The sequence below is a fragment of the Yoonia sp. KMU-150 genome, from assembly GCF_056858355.1.
On sequence record NZ_JBXEQF010000001.1, the window covers coordinates 1,899,431 to 1,918,723 of the forward strand.

The following is a 19,293-nucleotide window of genomic DNA, read 5'->3' on the forward strand; positions in this document are numbered from 1 at the left end:
CGTGAAATCCGGACCGGCACGAATCCGCGCCGTCCCTGTCATGCACAAAGGGTCGGTGATTCCACGCCACGGGTCATCACCCATCTGGGTGACTATTGACGACTTACCGTAGCTGATCCCGGGGAAAACCGATTTCGCAAACGAAAAAAGGCGGCCCCGCAGGACCGCCTTTTCCGATATCGTTTCGCGACGCTTAACGCTTGGAGAACTGGAAGCTCTTGCGGGCCTTAGCCTTGCCGTATTTCTTGCGTTCCACCACGCGGCTGTCGCGGGTCAGGAAACCTGCGGCTTTCAGCGCGGGGCGCAGCGACGGATCGAAGAGTTGCAGCGCCTTGGACACGCCGTGCTTGACCGCACCGGCCTGACCGGACAGGCCGCCGCCCTTGACGGTGGCCACCACGTCGAACTGACCGGACACACCGGCGACCGAAAACGGCTGCGCCAGGATCATCTGCAGCACGGGACGGGCGAAGTAGTCCTTCATTTCCTTGCCGTTCACGGTGACCTTGCCGGACCCCGGCTTGATCCAGACGCGGGCGACCGCGTCCTTGCGCTTGCCGGTCGCGTAGGAACGACCGAACTCGTCCTTCTTGGGTTCACGGACGATTTCAGGTTGTGCGACAGGTGCCTCGGCCAGGTCCATCTCGCCAGCGGCGGCGCCCAGCTCTTCGAGCGAATTGATCTGATCGGCCATTATGCGCTCCCCGGTGTGCCGGTCGTGTCGGCTTTGTGCTGCATGCGTGTGTTCTTGGCGTTCATGGATGCGACATCCAGAACCTCTGGCTTTTGTGCGTCCATGCCATGCTCGGCACCCGCAAACACGCGCAGGTGCGTCATCTGCTTCTTGGACAGCGGACCGCCGGGTAACATCCGCTGGACGGCCTTCATCACGACACGCTCGGGGTGCGCGCCTTCGAGAATCTCGCCCTTCGTCTTGGACTTGATGCCGCCGGGGTGGCCGGTGTGCCAGTAATAACGCTCGTCACGCTTGTTGCCGGTCATCTGGATTTTCTCGGCGTTGATGACGATCACGTTGTCGCCCATGTCCATGGACGGCGTGAAGGAGGGCTTGTGCTTGCCGCGCAAGCGCATGGCGATGATCGACGCCAAACGGCCCAGAACGATGCCTTCGGCGTCGATCAGGATCCATTTCTTGTCGATATCTGCCGGGGTCGCAGAAAAGGTTTTCATATCTCACCAGTATTCGGTTCGGGGGCCATAGGTGGCCCGTCATTCGGATGGGTGGCTTATAAAGGGGCGCGCGGGGCGGTCAAGAGGCACGATCAGCATAAAATATAAATATATCAATGCGTTAAAATTAAGGTATTAATTTACCCCATTCGTTTGACGTTATGCGGCGAGGTCAGGATACCCCGCATTGCCATGACCGGACTTTCATCGCAGGCTTGCGGGTAAATCAGACGGCGTGAACACTTGGACGATTACCTCCCCTATCTTTTTGGCGCAGTCCTGCTCGCTCTCGCGACTGCGGCCGGTATCGCGCCGATCCGCAAGATCATCGTGATGCGCGAGGCAAAGCACGGGTTGAAGCACGGGTCCGCGGGTTTCCTGCGCTCTATGTCCGGTTGGATGATCATCGTGCTTTGGGCTATGGCCACATGGTTCGTGGCCACCGTGCTGGGCGACTGGGCGACATTCGGCGATCTGGGTGCGGCCATCGACCGGGCGATGCTGCGGCTGCAGATCCTGCTGGAAATCCTTGCCGCCCTGGGGTCGGACGATTGAGCGCCGTCGCGCAATCCGCCCTGCAATGCCCGTCCTGCGCCGGCCAATGCGTCTTCGCGCCCGAAACCGGAAAGCTGTCCTGCCAAAGCTGCGGAGCCACGCACCCGATCGCGGTGGAGACCGGCACAGACGCGGCGGCCGAATTCCACTATCACCCCGACCTGCCGCACACCGAACAGAAGGTCGTCGACCAGGCCACCGTGCACCGGTGCGAGACCTGCGGCGGCGAAGCGCTATTCGAAGGTCCGGCGCTGACGACCCGCTGCGCCTATTGCGACGGGCCGATGGTGCTGACCGAACAGGCGGCCAGCTATGAAACCCTTGGCCTGATCCCGTTCCGCCTGACAGGGGACCGCGCACAGGACCGCGCAATTGCCTGGGCCGGAGACCGCATCGCGGCACCCAATGACCTGCGCCGCGTCGTCGAGACTTGCCGCGTCGCGGGCATCTACGTACCGTTCTGGACCTTCGACAGTGACGAGGCGGTCGACTACACGGTGTCCTACCGGGTCAAACAGGGCAAGAACTGGGTCACGCGCCGGTTCAGCGACGCGATGAAAATCCGCTTCGACGACCTGCTGATGCCAGCCTCGCACCATGTCACGCCGCTGATCCGCGACGGGATACTGCATGACTTCGACCCCTACGCCCTGCGCCCCTACACCCCCGCCTTCCTGTCCGGCTTTGCCGCGGAGCGGCACCAGCAATCGGTGCGCGAAGGATTGCAGGCCAACGCGCGCGACAAGCGCCTGCTGATCCGCAACCGGATCAAACGCCATTCGGGAAAATCGCGCATCACCGACGTCAGCTACAAGACCCATACCAGCGGTATCCGCTACCGCCGGATCCTGCTGCCGGTCTGGATTCTGCACTATCGCTACGGCGGCAAGCCGATGAAGATCGTGACCTGCGGCATCCATGGCCGCACCTTCGGAGAGCGGCCGTTCTCGACCTGGAAACTGGCCGCATTATCGGCGCTGGCCAGTGCCGCGGTCATCGCGTTCGGCTGGGTTTGGGGGGCTACGGGCGCGCTCTAACCTGCGTGTTTGGGGATCGAATAGGTCAGCGAGGCGCGCGCCACAGGCTCCGACATCCCGACCGAGCGGATCAGCACATCCCCTACTGCCAGCACCCGCCCCAGTTTCAACAGCCGCGCCTCGCCGATCATATCGACCCCGGCCGCGGGCTTGCGCATGAAGTCGATGCTGCAATTCGTGGTCACCGCCAGCCCGACAGGGCCGATCCGCGACATCACGGCGATATACATGCCCACATCGGCCAGCGCGAACATCGACGGCCCCGAAACGGTGTTGCCCGGGCGCAGGTGCCGCTCCGCCACGACAAGCCGCACATCGCAGCCTTCCGCCGTGATCCGCTCGATGGCGAAATCCCCGTCGATCTGCGGAAACTCGGCGGCCAGAAACGCCTCCATCTCGGGCACGGTCATCTTCGGTTCCATCGCGGCTCTCCCTGCCATAGAGTTTCGCGCAGGACAGCACGGAGGGCGCGCAATGACAATATTGGACCGCAACGACAGCGACGGCGTCGCCACGCTGACGATGAACACGCCCGCCAATCTCAACGCGCTGTCCGACGCGATGATCGCGGCCCTGCATGGCGCGCTGGACGATATCGCGGCCGAGAATGCGATCCGCGCGGTGATCCTGAAAGGGGCCGGAAAGGCGTTCTGCGCGGGCCACGACCTGCGCGAGATGCAGGTGGCTCGTCAGCAGCCCGACAAGGGTGCGGCAAAGCTCAGGAACCTCTTCGACCGCTGTGCCGCACTGATGCAGCGCGTCCAGACGATCCCGCAACCGGTGATCGCGCAGGTCCACGGGCTGGCGACGGCGGCGGGCTGCCAACTGGTCGCCACCTGCGATCTGGCTGTCGCCGCGGACGACACGAAATTCGGCGTGAACGGGGTGAACATCGGCCTGTTCTGCTCTACGCCCATGGTCGCGCTGACCCGCAACATCCCGCGCAAGCAGGCCTTCGAAATGCTCACCACCGGGCGTTTCGTATCTGCGCAGGAAGCGCAGACGCTGGGCCTGATCAACACATCCGTCCCCGCCGCTGACCTTGATCGCGCAACCCGCGATCTTGCCGCCACCATCGCAGGCAAACTGGCAAGTGCGGTCGCCACCGGCAAACAGGCGTTCTATGCGCAGGCGCAGATGCCGCTCGATCAGGCCTATACCTATACCGGCGACGTCATGGTCGCGAACATGACCAACGACGACACCGCCGAAGGCATAGCAGCGTTCCTGGAAAAGCGCGCGCCCGACTGGGCCTGACACCGGCGGCGCGCTTCTCTTCTTCTGGTCGGAAATACCTTGCGGAGGCTTGGAGGTGCAAAACCTCCAATTGGCCCGTCAGGGCCAAATCCCCAAGAATTTCGTGCGGTGCAGCCGCTCCGTGAGGTCAAAGCCCGTAGATGTCGCCGAACTTCGCCTCCAGATAGTCCAGCAGCGGTCCTTCAGACGGATCCTGCCCGGTCGCGCGGGCAATCGTATCGCGCGGCGTATACAATCCACCGTGCCTCTGCACGTTCTCGCGCAGCCATGCCACGGCGGTCGTGGCGTCCCCCGCCGCAAGGTCGTCGTCCAGCGTCGGCACCGCCGCGCGCAGTGCGTCATGCAGACACCCGGCATAGACGTTGCCTAGCGTGTAGGTCGGGAAATAGCCAAACAGCCCCTCGGACCAGTGCACATCCTGCAACAGCCCGTTGGACGGCTTGTCGACCGCATAGCCGAAATCGGCCGCGAAGCGGTCGTTCCATGCGGCTTCCAGATCGCCGACCGCCAGATCGCCGCTCATCAGCGCCCGCTCCAGATCGAAGCGTAGCAGGACATGCAGGTTATACTGCACCTCGTCGGCCTCTGTGCGGATGAACCCGTCCGCCACGCGGTTCACGCAGGCATAGAACGTATCCTCGTCCGCGATCCCGAAATCGCCGAACCGGTCACGCATCTGGCCATAAAGCCAGCCGGTGAACGCGCGGGAGCGGCCCAGCTGGTTCTCGTAGATCCGGCTCTGGCTCTCGTGCACGCCCATCGACACGCCCTGCCCCAGCGGCGACAGCAGGTAGTCGCGGTCGATATTCTGCTCATAGCCCGCGTGCCCGACCTCATGGATCGTGGAATAGAAGCAGTTGAACGGGTCCATCGGGCTGGTCCGCGTGGTGATCCGCACGTCGAGGCCGGAGCCCGAGGAGAACGGATGCACCGCCTTGTCGATGCGCCCGAAGGTGCGGTCGTAGCCGAAGGCGGTGGCAAGCTTTTCGGACAGTGCCAATTGGCCTGCCTCGTCAAAGGCCTGGGCCAAGGCGGGCGGCGCGGGCCTGTCCAGAATCGCCGCCCGCAGATCCACCAGACGCGGGCGCAGGGCGTCGAACATCGCGGCGAGGTCGGCCCCCGTCGCCCCCGGTTCGTAGTCGTCCAGCAGCGCGTCGTAAGGGTCCGCGTCGCCTGCCGTGGCGGCGGCCTTTTCGCGCATCAGGTCCACGACCTCGGACAGAATGGGCAGAAAGGATGCCACATCCCCGGACGCGCGCGCCGCCGCCCAGATCCGATGCGCCAGCGACGTGGTCTTTGCGATCGCCGCAGCGAGATCGGCGGGGACCTTCGCTGTCTTCTCATACTCACGCCGGATCAGCCGCAAATTCGCCGCCGCCACCTCGTCCGCGGCCTCTGCCTTCTCCAGCCAGTCCCCCACGCGCGGGTCGATCCGGCGGGCGTGCAGCACGCGGCTCATGGCGGCGTGTTCCTCGGCCCGTTGCGGGGCGGCACCTTCCGGCATCACGGTTTCCTGGTCCCAGCCCAGACGGCCGGCGACCTGGCTCAGCGCCTCGGTCTCGCGCTGGAACTGCATCAGATCGTCATAGGCGCTCATGCGGCTTTTCCTCTCACGGATTGCGGATAAGGGTAGCGCGCCAGGAACCGCGCGCGCAGCACCAGCACCCAGAGCACGACAGCCCCCAGCTGGTGAATGATCGCCCAGTGCCAGGGCGCGGAATAGATCAGCGTCATGATGCCCAGCAGCATCTGCACCACCAGCATCGCCATCATCGCGTTGTAGGCGAACCGTGTTTGCGCGTTGCCGTTGCGGCGGGAGTTGCGCCAGACGACGAAACCGAAGGCGAACAGGAAATATCCCGCCATCCGGTGCATGAACTGCACCAGCCCCTCGTCTTCAAAGAAGTTGCGCCAGACAGGCTCCAGCATGAAGGGCTGCGGCGGAAAGAATTCACCGGCCATCAGCGGCCAGTCGGGATAGGTGCGGCCCGCGTCGATCCCCGCGACCAATGCGCCGATGAGGATTTGCAGGAAAGCGACGACGATCAGCGCGGTCGTCAGCCCGGCGAGCTTTGCATCACCCGACCGCCGGGCCTGCAACAGATCGCTGCTGCGGCGCGACAGCCGCAGGATATACCAGGCCAGAAACCCGAAGATGACGAAGGCCAGCCCCAGATGCGTGGCCAGCCGGTAGGAGGCGACATCCAGCATCCCCGCCTGCAGCCCGCTGTGGACCATCCACCAGCCGATCGCGCCTTGCAGACCGCCAAGCGCGCCGACGAACAAAAGCCGCCCGGTCCAGCCCTTGGGGATCTTCCGGGTCGCCAGAAACCAGACGAAGCCCACGGCCCAGACCAGCCCGATCACCCGGCCCAGCTGCCGGTGGCCCCATTCCCACCAGTAGATCGTCTTGAACTCCGCCAGCGTCATGCCGGCGTTCTGCAACTGGTATTCGGGTATCTCTTTGTATTTGTCGAACTCGGTTTGCCAGTCGGCCTCAGACAGCGGCGGGACAGCACCGGTGACCGGCGCCCATTCGGTGATCGACAGCCCCGAATCCGTCAGCCGCGTCAGCCCGCCCACGACGATCATCACCGCGACAAGCGCGAAAAGCGCCACAAGCCACCCCCGGATCGCCCCCCGCGCGCCCTGCCCGCCCCGGTCGATCCCGCCGGGAGCCGCCACCTGCTTTTGCGTGGTGCCGACATCTTCGAAAATGCTGCGGGGTTTGTTGGCCATCGGCGTCTCCTCGATCTTGCGCGCAACCTAGGTCCGGCGGACGCAGGGGGCAAGCCGGGATGGGTGCGGTGTGGGGGCGCAGGGGGCTTTGGGGATGCGCTGTCAGGGGGGCCGGTCGAATGAGGGCAGTGCGCGAGGAAGTGTGAATTTGCAGCAGGTGCGCGAATGTCGGCTTTAAGGTCTTCCCTCAAGAAAGAGTTGGATTCTTTGCCCGTCGTCAACATACTCGGCTTCGATGATGGTCAGGTTCTCGCTCCCGCCGCCTTTTCTTATCCGTCCTGCCAAGTCAAAGTGAGCGGCATACCGGCCCTCAAAGAAGCCTTCAAAGTCACCTGCTCTTAGCAATAGATATTGATATGGGTTGGAAAAATCGACCGACGCAAAAAACCATTCATTATCCAACGTCAAATTTGAATCGTCAGCAAAGACAGGTTCCGCTCTACCCATAACCCTTGAGTTTTGATGTCGCCAGTCATCTGGTACGTTTTGGCTTACTGCAAGTGTCCTATCAGCCTCATTGCGTCTCCAGACTAGCACCATTTGGTTATTCAGCGATAAAATAGCTACTTCACCGGGGCTGAATTCTGCGACTTGGACAATTGGTCGGTTCGCCGTCTGCCGTGCAATTACATCAGCTGTTGGTAAACCCGCCCGCGCTAAGTGGAAGATTCCCAAAAAGAGTGAGAATGCCGCCGCTGTCGCAGTCAATATGTACAGAGTATTTGGGCGTCGCATACTGATAGAATAGATAGTCTATATCGGCTTGTGCGCAAAGACAAAATAGGCAGTACAACATGGATGGCTATGCGAAAGGTGGAACGTCAAGCCTGGGTTAAATCGGTCATCTGAAAACTGTGCAGCATCGGTTCCTTTAGGGCTCATCCCTGACTTTCGCTGAGACTTGTCGAAAGAATTTTGGTCGCCCCAATCCTTAGCTTAATCACATCGTGGCACCCCCCCTACCCACCACCCCGCTCCTTCCACCGCACCATCTGCCGCATCACGCCGTGCAGCATGCGCACGTCGGCTTGGGTGAGCGGCATGCGGGACCAGAGGTTGCGCAGGTTGACCTTCATGCTGTCGGCCTTGTGGGCGGGGAAGAAGAAACCGGCGTCTTCCAGTCGTTCCTCGTAATGCGCGCCGAGTTTCTCGATCTCGGTCTGGGTGGCCCAGTCGCCGGGCAGATGCGTCGTGACGGGCGCGGCATCGGATGTGGCGCGTTGCCATTCGTATCCTGTCAACAGCACGCATTGGCCAAGGTTGAGCGACGGGAACTTCGGGTTCACCGGCACGGAAATGATCGCGTTGGCCCGCGCGATGTCGTCGTTTTCCAGCCCCGCGCGTTCCGGGCCGAACAGGACGGCCACGTTTTCGCCCGCCGCGATCCGGTCGCGCGCGTCCACCATCGCGGCCTCGGGCGTGAACACCGGCTTGGTCAGGTCGCGTTGGCGCGCCGTCGTGGCATAGACGAACGAACAATCGGCGATGGCCTCCGCCGTGGTCCCGCTGATCTGCGCCTCGTCCAGCAGGCGGCCCGCCCCGCTGGCCATGGCCACGGCCTTCTGGTTGGGCCAGCCGTCGCGCGGGTCGGTGATGCGCATGCGCTCCAGCCCGAAATTCCACATCGCACGGGCCGCGGCCCCGATGTTTTCGCCCATCTGCGGGCGGACGAGGACGAAGGCGGGCTGCGGGGTGGCGCTGGGCATCGGTGATCCATCTGGCGAAAGCTGCCGCCTGATACGCGCCCCGCCCCGCACCCGCAATGGTCAAGCCCGCCAAACCCCGCTAAGACGACGCGAACCAACGCGCAAAGACCGGGTGCACCCATGACCGACAGCGAAGATGTAAATCCGCAAATCTATCTGATTTCCCCGCCGGAGTTCGATCTCGCGACGTTCCCCGACCGGCTCGCCGCCTGTTTGGACGCGGTCGAGGTGGGCTGCGTGCGGCTGGCCTCCGGCCTGCGCGACGAGGAGCGGATCGCGAAGGCCGCCGACGCCCTGCGCGAGGTGACCCACGCCCGCGACGTGGCACTGGTGATCGAGACCCACGTGCAGATGGTCGAACGGCTGGGCCTCGACGGTGTGCACCTGACCGACAGCGCGCGCTCTGTCGCCAAGGTCCGCAAGGCGCTGGGGGCCGATGCCATCGTGGGGGCCTTTTGCGGCACGTCGCGGCATGACGGCATGACCGCGGGTGAGTTGGGGGCCGATTACGTCAGTTTTGGCCCGGCGGGCACAACAGCACTCGGCGACGGCAGCCGTGCCGAGCTGGAGTTGTTCCAGTGGTGGTCGATGATGATCGAAGTGCCGGTGGTGGCCGAAGGCGCGCTCGACGCCGATCTGATCCGCAGCCTTGCCCCGCACAGCGATTTCTTCGGCATCGGCGATGAAATCTGGCGACAGGACGATCCCGTCGCGGCGCTACGGCTGTTGCGCGATGCGATGATGGTCGAGGCCTGATCGCACAGCGTCTTCCAGCGCACGCGCCAGTGCCTTGCGGTCTGCGTAATCGCGCACCGCGACGGGAGGGTGATAGACAACGACCACCTGCCCCTGCGGCTTGGCCGCCAGCGTGGACAGCAGATGCGGCGCCAGCGCCATCTCGCCCCACCAGCCGTAAAACCGCGCATCCTCACCCGCTGGCGCGTGGTACTGCACCGTCACCGGCTGGATCGCCAGCGTGTCGCGCAACGCCGGATCGAAGAACGCGGCAAAAAGCGTCGGTTTGAACGGCAACACCCGCAGCCCGTCGGTCGATGTGCCTTCAGGAAAAAAAAGCAGCTTGTGCCCGGCCCCCAGCCGCGCCCTGAACAGCGCCACCTGTCCCGCCGCCTCGCGCCGGTCGCGGCGGATGAAGACGGTGCCGGTCGCGCGCGCCAGCCAGCCGATCCCGGGCCAGCCGGCGACCTCGTCCTTGGACACGAAATAGATCCGCTTCGATGCGTTGAGCGCGAAGATATCCAGCCAGGATGAATGGTTCGCTACGACAGCCCCCGGCCCGGCCATGATCTGCCCTTTGGTGCGATAGGTCAGACCGAGGATACGGAACGCATTGCGACAGACGAACTGGGTAATGTGCGGTGTCCACGGGCGGTTGATGCCGTGCAGCGGACGCTCGACCAGGCGCACGGCCAACAGGACCAGCAGCCCGGTGAAGACGAGCAGAATCAGCGGTAGCCCGCGCCGCACCACCCTGACCCAGTCGCGAAAACCCAACGGTCTGTGCGCGGGCGCATCGCTGTCGGACATCCAGGTCGGGGTCACGTGGTACCACCGCCCAGATACAGCGCGCGCTGGCGATCCGGCATTTTCTCAAGATCGAGGATCATGCAGACATCCGTGGTGTTCGCGCCATGATCGACGAACGCGCCGTCGCCGACCATGCCGCCCAGACGCAAGTACGCCCGGATCAGTGGCGGCACGGCCCGCAGCGCGCTTTTGCGGTCGATGCTGTCCGGGTCCAACCGGTTCATCGGCGCACCGTCGATCACCCGCGGGCGTAGATCGGGCGGCGCGATATGGTCGTGGTGAAGATGGGACAGCGGCAGCGCGAGTGCTTCCTGATCGGTCCCCGCGAAAGACGCTACCCCGAACAGGATTTCGACCTTCTGTGCCGCCACGATCCGGGCGAGCGCCGACCAGAGCTGGAACATCCCAGGGCCGCCCCGGTAGTCGGGGTGCAGACAGGTCCGCCCGAGTTCCAGCAACCTGCGCCCCGACGACAGAAGCGGCGTCAGATTGTATTCGGCGGCGGAATAAAATCCACCTGCCCGGGCGGCCGCTTCCGCAGTGATCAGGCGGTAAACGCCCACGACGCAAGCGTCTGCGGGACGGGCACGGTCGATCAGCACGAGTTGATCAGCGACATCGTCGAACCGGTCGCGGTCAAGACGTGCGGCATGGTCGACGAGCGGCCCGTCACCACCCATTTCCTCGATAAACACGGCGTAGCGCAACCGTTGCGCCGCCGTGACAAGCGCCTCCGACGTGGCGAGGCACACGTCGAGGTGTGACGGCAACGTATTCATGACACGGCCCGGTTCCTGTCTGCCACAGTCAGGCGCAACCGCCGCGCCGACCCGAGGAATTTACGAACCCGGTCACGGCTTCGCAACCTTTTGGCAGGACAATGACACTTATTGATTGACTTTGAGTATGCGAACTCCACCTTGGATTGCATTACCCGTCATCCTGATACACGAGTTCGAGTATGATCTGCCGCCCATCGACCACGACCTTGCCGGTCTCACGAAAGTTGACCGTGATCCGGCCCGCGATGTTGGATTGCACCTGCCCGACGCCCCAGTCCGGCCTGTCCGGATGGCGCACGAGCATGCCCGGCGCAAGCACGCTGTTCAACTCCATGGACATGGCGAAATCTCCCTTTGGAAAGTAAACCCAATATGCGCACCGATCTGGCGGCCCTTGTCGGGTCTCGTATCTGTCACGACCTCATTAGCCCATTGGGGGCCATTAGCAACGGGGTCGAGTTGCTGTCGCTGACCGGTGATGCGCCGGGTGCCGAGATGACCCTGATCGGCGAAAGCGTCGACAATGCGAACGCACGGATCAGGTTTTTCCGCATCGCATATGGCGCCGCACGGCCGGATCAGACGACGACCCGGTCCGAGGTGCTTTCGGTTTTGTCAGCCGCGGCCCGTGGCGGGCGTTTCACCTATTTCTGGCAGATCGACGGCGACCAGCCGCGCGCTCATGTGCGCATCGCGTTCCTGCTTGTGCAGTGCTTTGAAAGCGCATTTCCCGCAGGTGGCGACATCCACGTCTCCATGGTCGGCGACGAATGGCGGCTGACCGCGACCGGCCCGCGGATCAAGGTCGACCCCGATCTTTGGGCCCCGCTCACCAATCCGCGCCTGCGGTTCGACCACACACCCGCGCAGGTCCAGTTCGCGATGCTGCCTTCGGTCCTGACGGAGACGGGGCGCGCGCTGACGCTCGACCTGCAGGAGAGCGAGATCAGCGCCCGGTTCTAACGCTGCCCGCCCTGCGCATGGTCGGTTGGCCGTGTCGTCCTCAGGGTCTGACGGTGCCGTCACCCGTCACCAGATATTTGAAGCTGGTCAGTTGCGTCGCGCCGACCGGGCCGCGCGCGTGCAGCTTGCCGGTGGCGATACCGATTTCCGCGCCCATGCCAAATTCGCCGCCATCGGCAAATTGTGTCGAGGCGTTGCGCATCAGGATCGCGCTGTCGAGTTCGCCAAAGAAGCGATCCGCCACCGCATCGTCCTCCGCGATGATTGCGTCGGTATGGTTCGAGCCATATTGCCGGATATGCGCAATCGCCGCGTCAAGACCATCGACCTGTTTCGCGGCGATGATCATGTCGAGGAATTCCCGCCCAAAATCATCGGGTTGCGCGGCGATCTTGCCATCGAATGACAGGCTGTCGTCGGCCCTCACCTCGACACCCGCCGCCACGAGATCGGCGATCAATCCGACGCCGTGACGCTCCGAAAAAGCCCGGTCGATCAGCACGCATTCGGCGGAGCCGCAGATGCCCGTCCGCCGGGTCTTGGCGTTCAAAAGCACGCGCCGCGCCTTATCTGGGTCGGCGCTGCCGTCGACATAGACGTGACAGATGCCTTCGAGGTGGGCGAATACGGGTACCCGTGCCTCGCGTTGCACCAGTCCGACCAGGCCCTTGCCGCCGCGCGGGACGATCACGTCGATATGGTCGGTGGCCTGCAGCATCGCGGTGACGGCGGCGCGGTCACGTGTGGGCACCAGCTGGATCGCGCTTTCCGGCAACCCAGCGGCACGCAGGCCTTCGACCATGCAGCCATGGATCGCGGTGGCGGAATGCAGGCTCTCCGATCCGCCGCGCAGGATCACCGCGTTGCCGGATTTCAGACACAATGCGCCTGCATCGGCGGTGACGTTGGGGCGGCTCTCGTAGATCACGCCGATCACGCCGATGGGGGTGCGCACGCGGCGGATGTGCAGCCCGTTGGGCCGAGTCCATTCATCGACCACCGCACCGACCGGATCGTCCTGCGCGGCCACGGCCCGCAGGCCATCCACGATGCCCTGAACGCGACTTTCGTCCAGCATCAAACGGTCCATCATCGCGGGCGACAGTCCTTTCTCCGCACCGAACGCGAGGTCTTTTTTGTTGGCGGCGATGATGTCGGCGCGCCGCGTCCACATGATGTCCGCCGCCTGCTCCAGAGCCTGCCGCTTCGCCGCCGCAGTGGCAGAGGCCAGCGTGACCGCCGCTGACCGCGCCCGTTCGCCGATTTCAGCCATCATGGGGCCGATGGTGTCCTGCGTGTTCATCGTGAAAGTCCCCCTAAAGAACCATGTCGTCGCGGTGAATCAGGGCCGCGCGTCCCTTGTAGCCCAGGATCGCGGCGATATCAGCAGATTGCTGACCCATGATCTGCCGCGCCTCGGCGCTGGTGTATCGGGTCAGCCCGATGCCGATCTGCCCACCCTGCGGATCGTGGATCGTCACCGGATCGCCCCGACCGAACGTTCCGCTGACGGCCGTCACGCCCGCCGGCAGCAGGCTTTTGCCGCCCTGCAACGCAGTCAGCGCACCGCCGTCGACGACCATCTGCCCGCGCGGCTTCATCGTGGCGATCCAACGTTTGCGCGCCGCCTGCGGGTCGGTCTGGGCGGTGAACCATGTGCAGGGCGCGCCATCGGCCAGCGCCCGTAACGGGTGCATGACGCTCCCCAGACTGATCGCCATGGCGCAGCCCGCCTCTGTCGCGACGCGCGCGGCCATGATCTTCGTCTTCATACCGCCCTTGGACAGGCCCGACCCGGCATCGCCCGCCATCGCCTCGATCTCGGGGGAGATATCGTCAATAGTATCAAACCGTTGAGCGGCACTGTTGATGTAGGGATTTTCGGCGTAGAAGCCATCGACATCCGAAAGCAGCACAAGCTGATCCGCGCCGACGGTGACGGCGACCTGCGCCGCCAGCCGGTCGTTGTCGCCGTAGCGGATTTCGTCCGTCGCGATGGTATCGTTTTCGTTGACGATGGGGGTGACGCCCAACCCAAGCAGCGTTTCCATCGTGGCGCGGCTGTTGAGGTAACGCTTGCGGTTCTCGGAGTCTTCGAGTGTGACCAGAACCTGCGCCGTGACGATGCCGTGCAGCCCGAGCGCATCCTCGTAGGCGCGCGCCAGCCTGATCTGACCGACGGCCGCCGCGGCTTGCGACTGTTCCAGCGGTAACAGACCGGTGCCGAGCCCCAGCACGCCGCGCCCGAGCGCGATGGAGCCGGAGGACACCAGTATCACATCCGTGCCGCGCTTGCGGATCGCAGCGACATCGTCGGCCAGTGCCTGCAGCCAATCGGCGCGCAGAACGCCGGTGTCCCGGTCGACGAGCAGCGCCGAGCCGATCTTGACGACCAGACGTCGCGCATCGCTCAGGGTCGCCATGGCGCGTCCTCTGCCGCCGCCTCGTCCTCGGTGCGGGTTTCCTTGCGGTGGCGCAAACGATCGGCGTCGATCCGGTCGCGCAATGCGCGCAGCACCTCTGTCACGCCTTCGCCCGTCACGCCGGACATCAGCAGCACTTCGCCGCCGGTCACCGCTTCCATCTCCGATTTCAGAAAGGCGCGCTCCTCCTCGTCCAGCGCGTCGATCTTGTTGAGCGCGGTCACACGGGGCTTGTCACCCAGAATGTCGCCATAGGATTCGATTTCCGTGACGATGGTCTGATAGTCGCGCATCGGGTCGCCGGAGGTGCCGTCGACCAGATGCAGCAGGACCGAACAGCGTTCCACGTGGCCAAGGAACAGATCGCCCAGCCCCTTGCCCTCCGACGCGCCCTCGATCAGGCCGGGGATGTCGGCCACGACGAATTCCACGTTGTCGACACCGACGACGCCCAGGTTCGGCACCAGCGTCGTGAAGGGATAATCGGCGACCTTGGGCCGCGCGTTCGACGTGGCGGCAAGGAAGGTGGATTTGCCAGCGTTGGGCAGGCCCAGAAGCCCTGCATCGGCAATGAGCTTCAGCCGGAGCCATAGCGTGCGTTCGATCCCCTCTTGCCCGGCGTTGGCGCGGCGCGGAGCCTGATTGGTGGCGGATTTGAAATGCAGGTTGCCCCAGCCACCGTTGCCGCCCTTGGCCAGCGTGACACGCTGCCCCACTTCCGTGAGGTCGGCGATGACCGTCTCCTGATCCTCGTCGAGGATTTCGGTGCCCACGGGCACGCGCAGCACGATATCCTCGCCCGTCTTGCCTGTGCGCTGGCTGCCCATGCCGTGCTGGCCGGATTGCGCGAAATAGTGCTGCTGATAGCGAAAGTCGATCAGCGTGTTCAGCCCGTCCACGGCCTCTGCGATGACCGAACCACCGTTGCCACCGTCGCCGCCATCGGGCCCGCCGTATTCGATGAACTTCTCGCGCCGGAACGACACACAGCCCGCGCCACCGCCGCCGGAGCGGATATAGACCTTGCAAAGATCGAGGAATTTCATCGGACGGGCTTTCTGAAAGGGTCAGCGCCGCAGGTAAGCTATCGCGCGGCGTTTCTCAAGGTGTGCCAGCGGTCGCGGGTGAGCGCCATGCGTTGCAGCGGCACGTCCTTGCCCTGCGCCACAGAATGCACAGTTTCCGCGTGTGTATCGACAAAACCGAGCCGCAGCAAAACGGTGCGCGAGGCCACGTTGCCGACGAAATGCCCCGAGATCATGTCCAGAGCGCCCGGATCGTCAAACCAGTCGTCAACGACCGCCGTTGCCGCCTCTGACATGAAACCCCGCCCCCAGAACGGCCGACCGAGCCAATAGCCAAACTCGCCTTTGGTTCCGATCACGCCCACAAGCCGGTCATCTTGGGTGATTGCCCAGACAACGCCCGCCTTGTCGTGCTGGCTGGTCAGAAATTCTTCCGCGTCGGAAAGCGTATAGGGATACGGCGCGCGGGTCAGCCATTTGCAGATCTCATAGTCTGCGATCATTGCCGTAACCTGCGCCGCATCGTCCATGACAAGCGGCCGCAGGTGAAGCCGGTCGGTCGACAGATGCGACCGTCCCATCACCCCAGCTTCATCGTGTAGGTCCAGGTCGGCAGGACGGCCTGGCGCGAGACGGAGTAGGCCTCGGCGTCGCCCAGATAATCAAACCCGGCGTTGGTCAGCACGCGGGCGGATTGCGGGTTGTCCTGAAACGCCTCGGCAAAGATGCGCCGGGCGTTGTGGGGATTGGCGGCGAGCAACGCGCGCACGGCTTCCGTCGCCAGACCGATGTTCCAGAAGGCGGGCGCGATCCAGTAATAGATTTCGGATTGGCCCCGGTCCATCCTCTCCAGACTGACGATGCCCAGTGCCTCTGCCCCGAAAACGGCGGTGCCGTCGAGAATCCAGATATCCTCTGTCCGGTCGGGGGCGCTGGCGCGGTCGATCATCGCCTCTACCACGCCGGGGGGCAGCGGATGCGGCATCGCACGGGTGCCACGCGCGATGCGTTCGTCGCTGGCATACATCGCAAGCAGCCCGGCATCGGACCGGCGCAGTGGGCGCAGCAGGAAGCGATCCGTGGTGATCGACAGTTGTGTGTTCGCTGCGGCCAGATCGGGCGTCGCAATGGTGTGGTGCATCATCTGGTTTTCCCTCCTCGAAAAACCGGGGTCGTCTTCCATTGCATCCATATCGTGACGAAAGGATGAAAAAGTAAGGGGACCGGTTTTCACCGATCCCCCCAAATGCGTTACCTTGGAATTTTCGGTTTACTCCGCCGCCTCCGCGACCGGGACGACCGAAATAAAGGTGCGGCCCTTGAGGCCCTTGTGGAACTGGACGTTGCCTTCGACGGTGGCGAAGATCGTGTGATCCTTGCCCATGCCGACGTTGGCGCCCGGCCACATCTTTGTGCCGCGCTGGCGCATGATGATATTGCCCGGGATCACGGCCTCACCGCCGAATTTCTTGACGCCAAGGCGACGCCCGGCCGAGTCGCGCCCGTTACGGGATGAACCGCCTGCTTTCTTGTGTGCCATCGGTGTCTCTCCTTATGCGTCTTTTGCGAGTTCGGCGGCCTGCTTGAGCCACTCGTCGCGTTCGATCCGGCCTTTGAACGACAGTTGGTCATCCATATAGGCGATTTCTTCCTTTGTCCAAGCGGCAACCTGGTCGAAGTGGAAAATACCGTTGTCGTGCAGCTTCTTTTCCAGTGCGGGACCGACGCCGGAGATCTTTTTCAGATCGTCGGCCTGACCGCCGCGCGGTTCTTTCAGCAGGTTGGCGGGCTTGGTGCCGGCGTTGGGTGTTTCGGCCTCGACCTCAGGCTTGTCGGTCTTGACGGCCTTTTTGGGTGCGGCGGCCTTCTTGGTGCTGTCGTCTTTCTTCGGTGCCGCCTTCTTGGGCTTCGTCTCGGCGGATTTGGCTTTCGCCTCGCCTGCCTCGACCCGGCGGTCCATTTCGGCCTGGTCGGTCTTGTTCATCGCATAGCGACCGTCGCTGACGACATGCGCGATACCGGCACCGGACAGTGCGGCTTTCACGCCGGACTTGTCGGCACCTTTTTCAAGGATGTCGCCGATCCGCACCAGCGTCAGCTGCTGGCGGTGGCCCTTCTTGCGTGCGGAAGAGTGCTTCCGGCGACGCTTGACGAAGTTGATGGTCTTTTCGCCCTTGATCTGGTCGATGACTTCGGCCTGAACGCCCGCATCCGCCACGAGGGGCGTGCCGACGGTCGAACCGATCATGAGAATCTCGTTGAACTGGACGGTGTCGCCGGCGGCGGCATCCAGTTTTTCGACACGCAGCACGTCGCCTGATGCGACCTTGTACTGTTTGCCACCGGTCTTGAGAACCGCAAACATATGATATTCCTTCGTTTTCCGCGTCTCTGAGGCCCCCGGTGTTCCGGGCGTTCGGTGCCTTTGGACAGCGCGCCGTTGTCGGCGTATTTCTGCATGTTCCCGCACAAGTGCCTTGCACGGATGGCGGCTTATCTGCGCAGATGGTGTGCAAGTCAACCCCTTGCACACCCACCCGCGAAAGAGGCTCCGATGCGCCGCCAAGCCCTTGTTTTTCCGCTGTTCGTGCTGGCCGCCTGCACGGGCGAGGCGAACCACCTCGGCAACCCCTTCGCGCTGCCGGTCAACGCCCTGACATCTGCCACCGAAAATGCGATCTACAACCAGCGCCGCGCCCGGGTCGAGGTGATCGTGAAGTCGGGGTTCGACACGATCATCCCCGACATCCGTGCCGGGGGCGGCGACACCCTCGGCGACGCGATGGAGGCCGCCGGCATCCCCCAACTAGACCGCCCTGCCCGCATCACGCAGCTACAGGGCGATCTGGGACTTTATGAAAACAGTCCGGGTGCGCTGGTGACCGCGCTGATGGTCTATGGCAACTGACGCGGCCAACACCCGTGCGGACGGTGCCGCGCGATGACCGGTGATCAGAGTTCCGACCCGATCATGTATTGCGACGCCGCAAGCCCAAGTCCGCGGCTGATCTGCACGAACATTTCGTCAAACGCCACGAAAAGCGCCTGATTGAGATCCTGCCCCACGTCACTGGACGAGAACGCGATGTAGGCGTCCAGGTCGTCGTCGCTGGCGGGCTGATAGGCCAGCATCAGGAAGGAATAGACCCATTCCGTCGTGTTCTGACGGATTTCGGGTTCCTGCGACCACACGTCGGTCAGAATCTGTTCCTCGGTCAGGCTGGCCGGAAACGCGCCGCCGTCCATCAGGCCGATGTAGAATGCGTAATTCGCATTCATCGCACCGACGACATTGGTCTCGATCAGATCGTTGGCTTCGACGAACCGCGTGACCTGGGCGTAGCGGTCTGTCTCATCGGTCATCGCGATGGCGGCCGCTTCCTTGCTTGCCTCTTCCACGTCGTCGTCGAGCATGGCGCGGCGGGCGGACACCTCCAGCCGGGCGAAGGTGCGACCGGGGTCCGAGGTGAAGAAATCGAGCATCGCATCGACATCCGCATCGGCAAGGCTGTCCGCCATCCGGTCGACAACCAGCGTCTCCATCCGGTCCATATCGTAGATGTCCGCAACATTCGCCTGCCAGTCCGCGCTGACCGGCCCGTCGAAGAGGTCGGCGCCGATCTCGTCGCCGTAAACCAGCCCCTCCGCGCGCATCACGTCCAGAACCTCCGGCAATGCCATCGCCTCGAACAGGGCGCGCGTCCTGTCGTCCTGCGCCGCGACGGAACCGCCGAGCCAAAGCGATCCGGTGGCCAGCAGCACCGGCAATGTGACGTGTCGCATGAACATATGACAAACCCCTGATTGCACTTCCCGTCAGATAATCCGCGCGCGACGGCTTGCCAAGCGGGCTGACGGGATTGTCATCCCGACGACCGCCCCCCGGATCGTCAGCTTTGCGCTTGCACCGGCCCACATCCCGCAGTAAACGCCACCACGTTGACCCCAGCGCGGAGAGGTGCCGGAGTGGTCGAACGGGGCGGTCTCGAAAACCGTTGACCCTTCACGGGGTCCCAGGGTTCGAATCCCTGTCTCTCCGCCACTTTAATCCAATATTTCTGTTATTTTTC

General features: G+C 63.7%; 24 protein-coding genes and 1 tRNA gene. 7 read left to right on the forward strand and 18 right to left on the reverse strand.

Annotation, left to right across the window (positions count from 1 at the left end; translation table 11 throughout):
• Positions 1-193 precede the first annotated feature (193 nt).
• Together rpsI and rplM are read right to left on the reverse strand one after the other, a co-directional pair.
• Entirely contained in the window at positions 194-694 is a 501-nt protein-coding gene (gene rpsI / locus AC04PH_RS09365; protein WP_483065479.1) for a 30S ribosomal protein S9, read from the reverse strand.
• On the reverse strand, positions 694-1,191 hold the full coding sequence (gene rplM / locus AC04PH_RS09370; RefSeq protein WP_483065480.1) for a 50S ribosomal protein L13: 498 nt from the start codon (positions 1,189-1,191) through the stop codon (positions 694-696). The genes rpsI and rplM overlap by 1 nt, the downstream gene beginning before the upstream one ends.
• Positions 1,192-1,434: 243 nt before the next feature.
• Here rplM and AC04PH_RS09375 point away from each other — a divergent pair, with 243 nt between their 5' ends.
• Positions 1,435-1,746 carry a hypothetical protein gene (locus AC04PH_RS09375; RefSeq protein ID WP_483065481.1) on the forward strand — a complete coding sequence of 104 codons (312 nt, stop codon included), beginning with the start codon at positions 1,435-1,437 and terminating at the stop codon, positions 1,744-1,746.
• The gene (locus tag AC04PH_RS09380) at positions 1,743-2,783 is read left to right on the forward strand and encodes a hypothetical protein (RefSeq protein ID WP_483065482.1); all 1,041 of its coding nucleotides are present in this window, start codon (positions 1,743-1,745) and stop codon (positions 2,781-2,783) included. The genes AC04PH_RS09375 and AC04PH_RS09380 overlap by 4 nt, the downstream gene beginning before the upstream one ends.
• Here the strand turns inward: AC04PH_RS09380 and AC04PH_RS09385 are convergent.
• A complete protein-coding gene (locus AC04PH_RS09385) occupies positions 2,780-3,205 on the reverse strand; it encodes a PaaI family thioesterase (RefSeq protein ID WP_483065483.1) in 426 nt (141 codons plus the stop codon). The two genes, AC04PH_RS09380 and AC04PH_RS09385, sit on opposite strands and share 4 nt — an antisense overlap.
• 52 nt (positions 3,206-3,257) lie before the next feature.
• Here AC04PH_RS09385 and AC04PH_RS09390 point away from each other — a divergent pair, with 52 nt between their 5' ends.
• Positions 3,258-4,040 carry an enoyl-CoA hydratase gene (locus AC04PH_RS09390; RefSeq protein WP_483065484.1) on the forward strand — a complete coding sequence of 261 codons (783 nt, stop codon included), beginning with the start codon at positions 3,258-3,260 and terminating at the stop codon, positions 4,038-4,040.
• Between the two features lie 127 nt (positions 4,041-4,167).
• On the opposite strand, the gene AC04PH_RS09395 is transcribed toward AC04PH_RS09390, so the two are convergent.
• From AC04PH_RS09395 to AC04PH_RS09410, 4 genes are all read right to left on the reverse strand, one after another.
• On the reverse strand, positions 4,168-5,637 hold the full coding sequence (locus tag AC04PH_RS09395) for a carboxypeptidase M32 (protein WP_483065485.1): 1,470 nt from the start codon (positions 5,635-5,637) through the stop codon (positions 4,168-4,170).
• Complete coding sequence (ctaA, locus tag AC04PH_RS09400) at positions 5,634-6,779, reverse strand: heme A synthase (protein WP_483065486.1); 1,146 nt, start codon at positions 6,777-6,779, stop codon at positions 5,634-5,636. The genes AC04PH_RS09395 and ctaA overlap by 4 nt, the downstream gene beginning before the upstream one ends.
• A 174-nt stretch (positions 6,780-6,953) precedes the next feature.
• Complete coding sequence (locus tag AC04PH_RS09405; protein ID WP_483065487.1) at positions 6,954-7,487, reverse strand: hypothetical protein; 534 nt, start codon at positions 7,485-7,487, stop codon at positions 6,954-6,956.
• A gap of 251 nt (positions 7,488-7,738) precedes the next feature.
• Positions 7,739-8,485 carry an RNA methyltransferase gene (locus tag AC04PH_RS09410; RefSeq protein ID WP_483065488.1) on the reverse strand — a complete coding sequence of 249 codons (747 nt, stop codon included), beginning with the start codon at positions 8,483-8,485 and terminating at the stop codon, positions 7,739-7,741.
• Between the two features lie 120 nt (positions 8,486-8,605).
• Here AC04PH_RS09410 and AC04PH_RS09415 point away from each other — a divergent pair, with 120 nt between their 5' ends.
• The gene (locus tag AC04PH_RS09415) at positions 8,606-9,241 is read left to right on the forward strand and encodes a thiamine phosphate synthase (protein ID WP_483065489.1); all 636 of its coding nucleotides are present in this window, start codon (positions 8,606-8,608) and stop codon (positions 9,239-9,241) included.
• Here the strand turns inward: AC04PH_RS09415 and olsA are convergent.
• The 3 genes from olsA to AC04PH_RS09430 form a co-directional block, all read right to left on the reverse strand.
• Positions 9,203-10,030 (reverse strand): lyso-ornithine lipid O-acyltransferase, encoded by an 828-nt coding sequence (olsA, locus tag AC04PH_RS09420; protein WP_483066177.1) that lies wholly within the window; start codon positions 10,028-10,030, stop codon positions 9,203-9,205. The genes AC04PH_RS09415 and olsA overlap by 39 nt on opposite strands.
• 11 nt (positions 10,031-10,041) lie before the next feature.
• Positions 10,042-10,809, reverse strand: a complete 768-nt coding sequence (gene olsB / locus AC04PH_RS09425; protein ID WP_483065490.1) for an L-ornithine N(alpha)-acyltransferase — start codon at positions 10,807-10,809, stop codon at positions 10,042-10,044.
• 151 nt (positions 10,810-10,960) lie between these two features.
• A complete protein-coding gene (locus tag AC04PH_RS09430; protein WP_483065491.1) occupies positions 10,961-11,152 on the reverse strand; it encodes a DUF3553 domain-containing protein in 192 nt (63 codons plus the stop codon).
• A 32-nt stretch (positions 11,153-11,184) separates the two neighbouring features.
• Between AC04PH_RS09430 and AC04PH_RS09435 the strand changes: the two genes are divergently transcribed.
• The gene (locus AC04PH_RS09435; RefSeq protein ID WP_483065492.1) at positions 11,185-11,775 is read left to right on the forward strand and encodes a histidine phosphotransferase family protein; all 591 of its coding nucleotides are present in this window, start codon (positions 11,185-11,187) and stop codon (positions 11,773-11,775) included.
• A gap of 40 nt (positions 11,776-11,815) precedes the next feature.
• On the opposite strand, the gene AC04PH_RS09440 is transcribed toward AC04PH_RS09435, so the two are convergent.
• From AC04PH_RS09440 to AC04PH_RS09470, 7 genes are all read right to left on the reverse strand, one after another.
• The gene (locus AC04PH_RS09440; protein ID WP_483065493.1) at positions 11,816-13,078 is read right to left on the reverse strand and encodes a glutamate-5-semialdehyde dehydrogenase; all 1,263 of its coding nucleotides are present in this window, start codon (positions 13,076-13,078) and stop codon (positions 11,816-11,818) included.
• 13 nt (positions 13,079-13,091) lie between these two features.
• A complete protein-coding gene (proB, locus tag AC04PH_RS09445) occupies positions 13,092-14,198 on the reverse strand; it encodes a glutamate 5-kinase (protein ID WP_483065494.1) in 1,107 nt (368 codons plus the stop codon).
• Positions 14,186-15,244, reverse strand: a complete 1,059-nt coding sequence (obgE, locus tag AC04PH_RS09450) for a GTPase ObgE (RefSeq protein ID WP_483065495.1) — start codon at positions 15,242-15,244, stop codon at positions 14,186-14,188. Before obgE ends, proB begins: the two co-directional genes overlap by 13 nt.
• Positions 15,245-15,282: 38 nt before the next feature.
• Complete coding sequence (locus AC04PH_RS09455; RefSeq protein ID WP_483065496.1) at positions 15,283-15,804, reverse strand: GNAT family N-acetyltransferase; 522 nt, start codon at positions 15,802-15,804, stop codon at positions 15,283-15,285.
• Positions 15,804-16,367, reverse strand: coding sequence for a GNAT family N-acetyltransferase (locus AC04PH_RS09460; protein ID WP_483065497.1), 564 nt, complete (start codon positions 16,365-16,367; stop codon positions 15,804-15,806). The genes AC04PH_RS09455 and AC04PH_RS09460 overlap by 1 nt, the downstream gene beginning before the upstream one ends.
• A 126-nt stretch (positions 16,368-16,493) precedes the next feature.
• Positions 16,494-16,763, reverse strand: a complete 270-nt coding sequence (gene rpmA, locus AC04PH_RS09465; protein WP_483065498.1) for a 50S ribosomal protein L27 — start codon at positions 16,761-16,763, stop codon at positions 16,494-16,496.
• Positions 16,764-16,775: 12 nt separating this feature from the next.
• A complete protein-coding gene (locus AC04PH_RS09470; RefSeq protein ID WP_483065499.1) occupies positions 16,776-17,588 on the reverse strand; it encodes a 50S ribosomal protein L21 in 813 nt (270 codons plus the stop codon).
• Positions 17,589-17,777: 189 nt separating this feature from the next.
• Between AC04PH_RS09470 and AC04PH_RS09475 the strand changes: the two genes are divergently transcribed.
• Positions 17,778-18,131, forward strand: coding sequence for a hypothetical protein (locus AC04PH_RS09475; RefSeq protein ID WP_483065500.1), 354 nt, complete (start codon positions 17,778-17,780; stop codon positions 18,129-18,131).
• 44 nt (positions 18,132-18,175) lie between these two features.
• Here AC04PH_RS09475 and AC04PH_RS09480 read toward each other — a convergent pair whose 3' ends face one another.
• On the reverse strand, positions 18,176-19,012 hold the full coding sequence (locus AC04PH_RS09480) for a DUF2059 domain-containing protein (protein WP_483065501.1): 837 nt from the start codon (positions 19,010-19,012) through the stop codon (positions 18,176-18,178).
• Positions 19,013-19,175: 163 nt separating this feature from the next.
• On the opposite strand from AC04PH_RS09480, the gene AC04PH_RS09485 reads away from it, so the two are divergent.
• Positions 19,176-19,265: transfer RNA gene (locus tag AC04PH_RS09485), tRNA-Ser, on the forward strand.
• Positions 19,266-19,293: the final 28 nt, after the last annotated feature.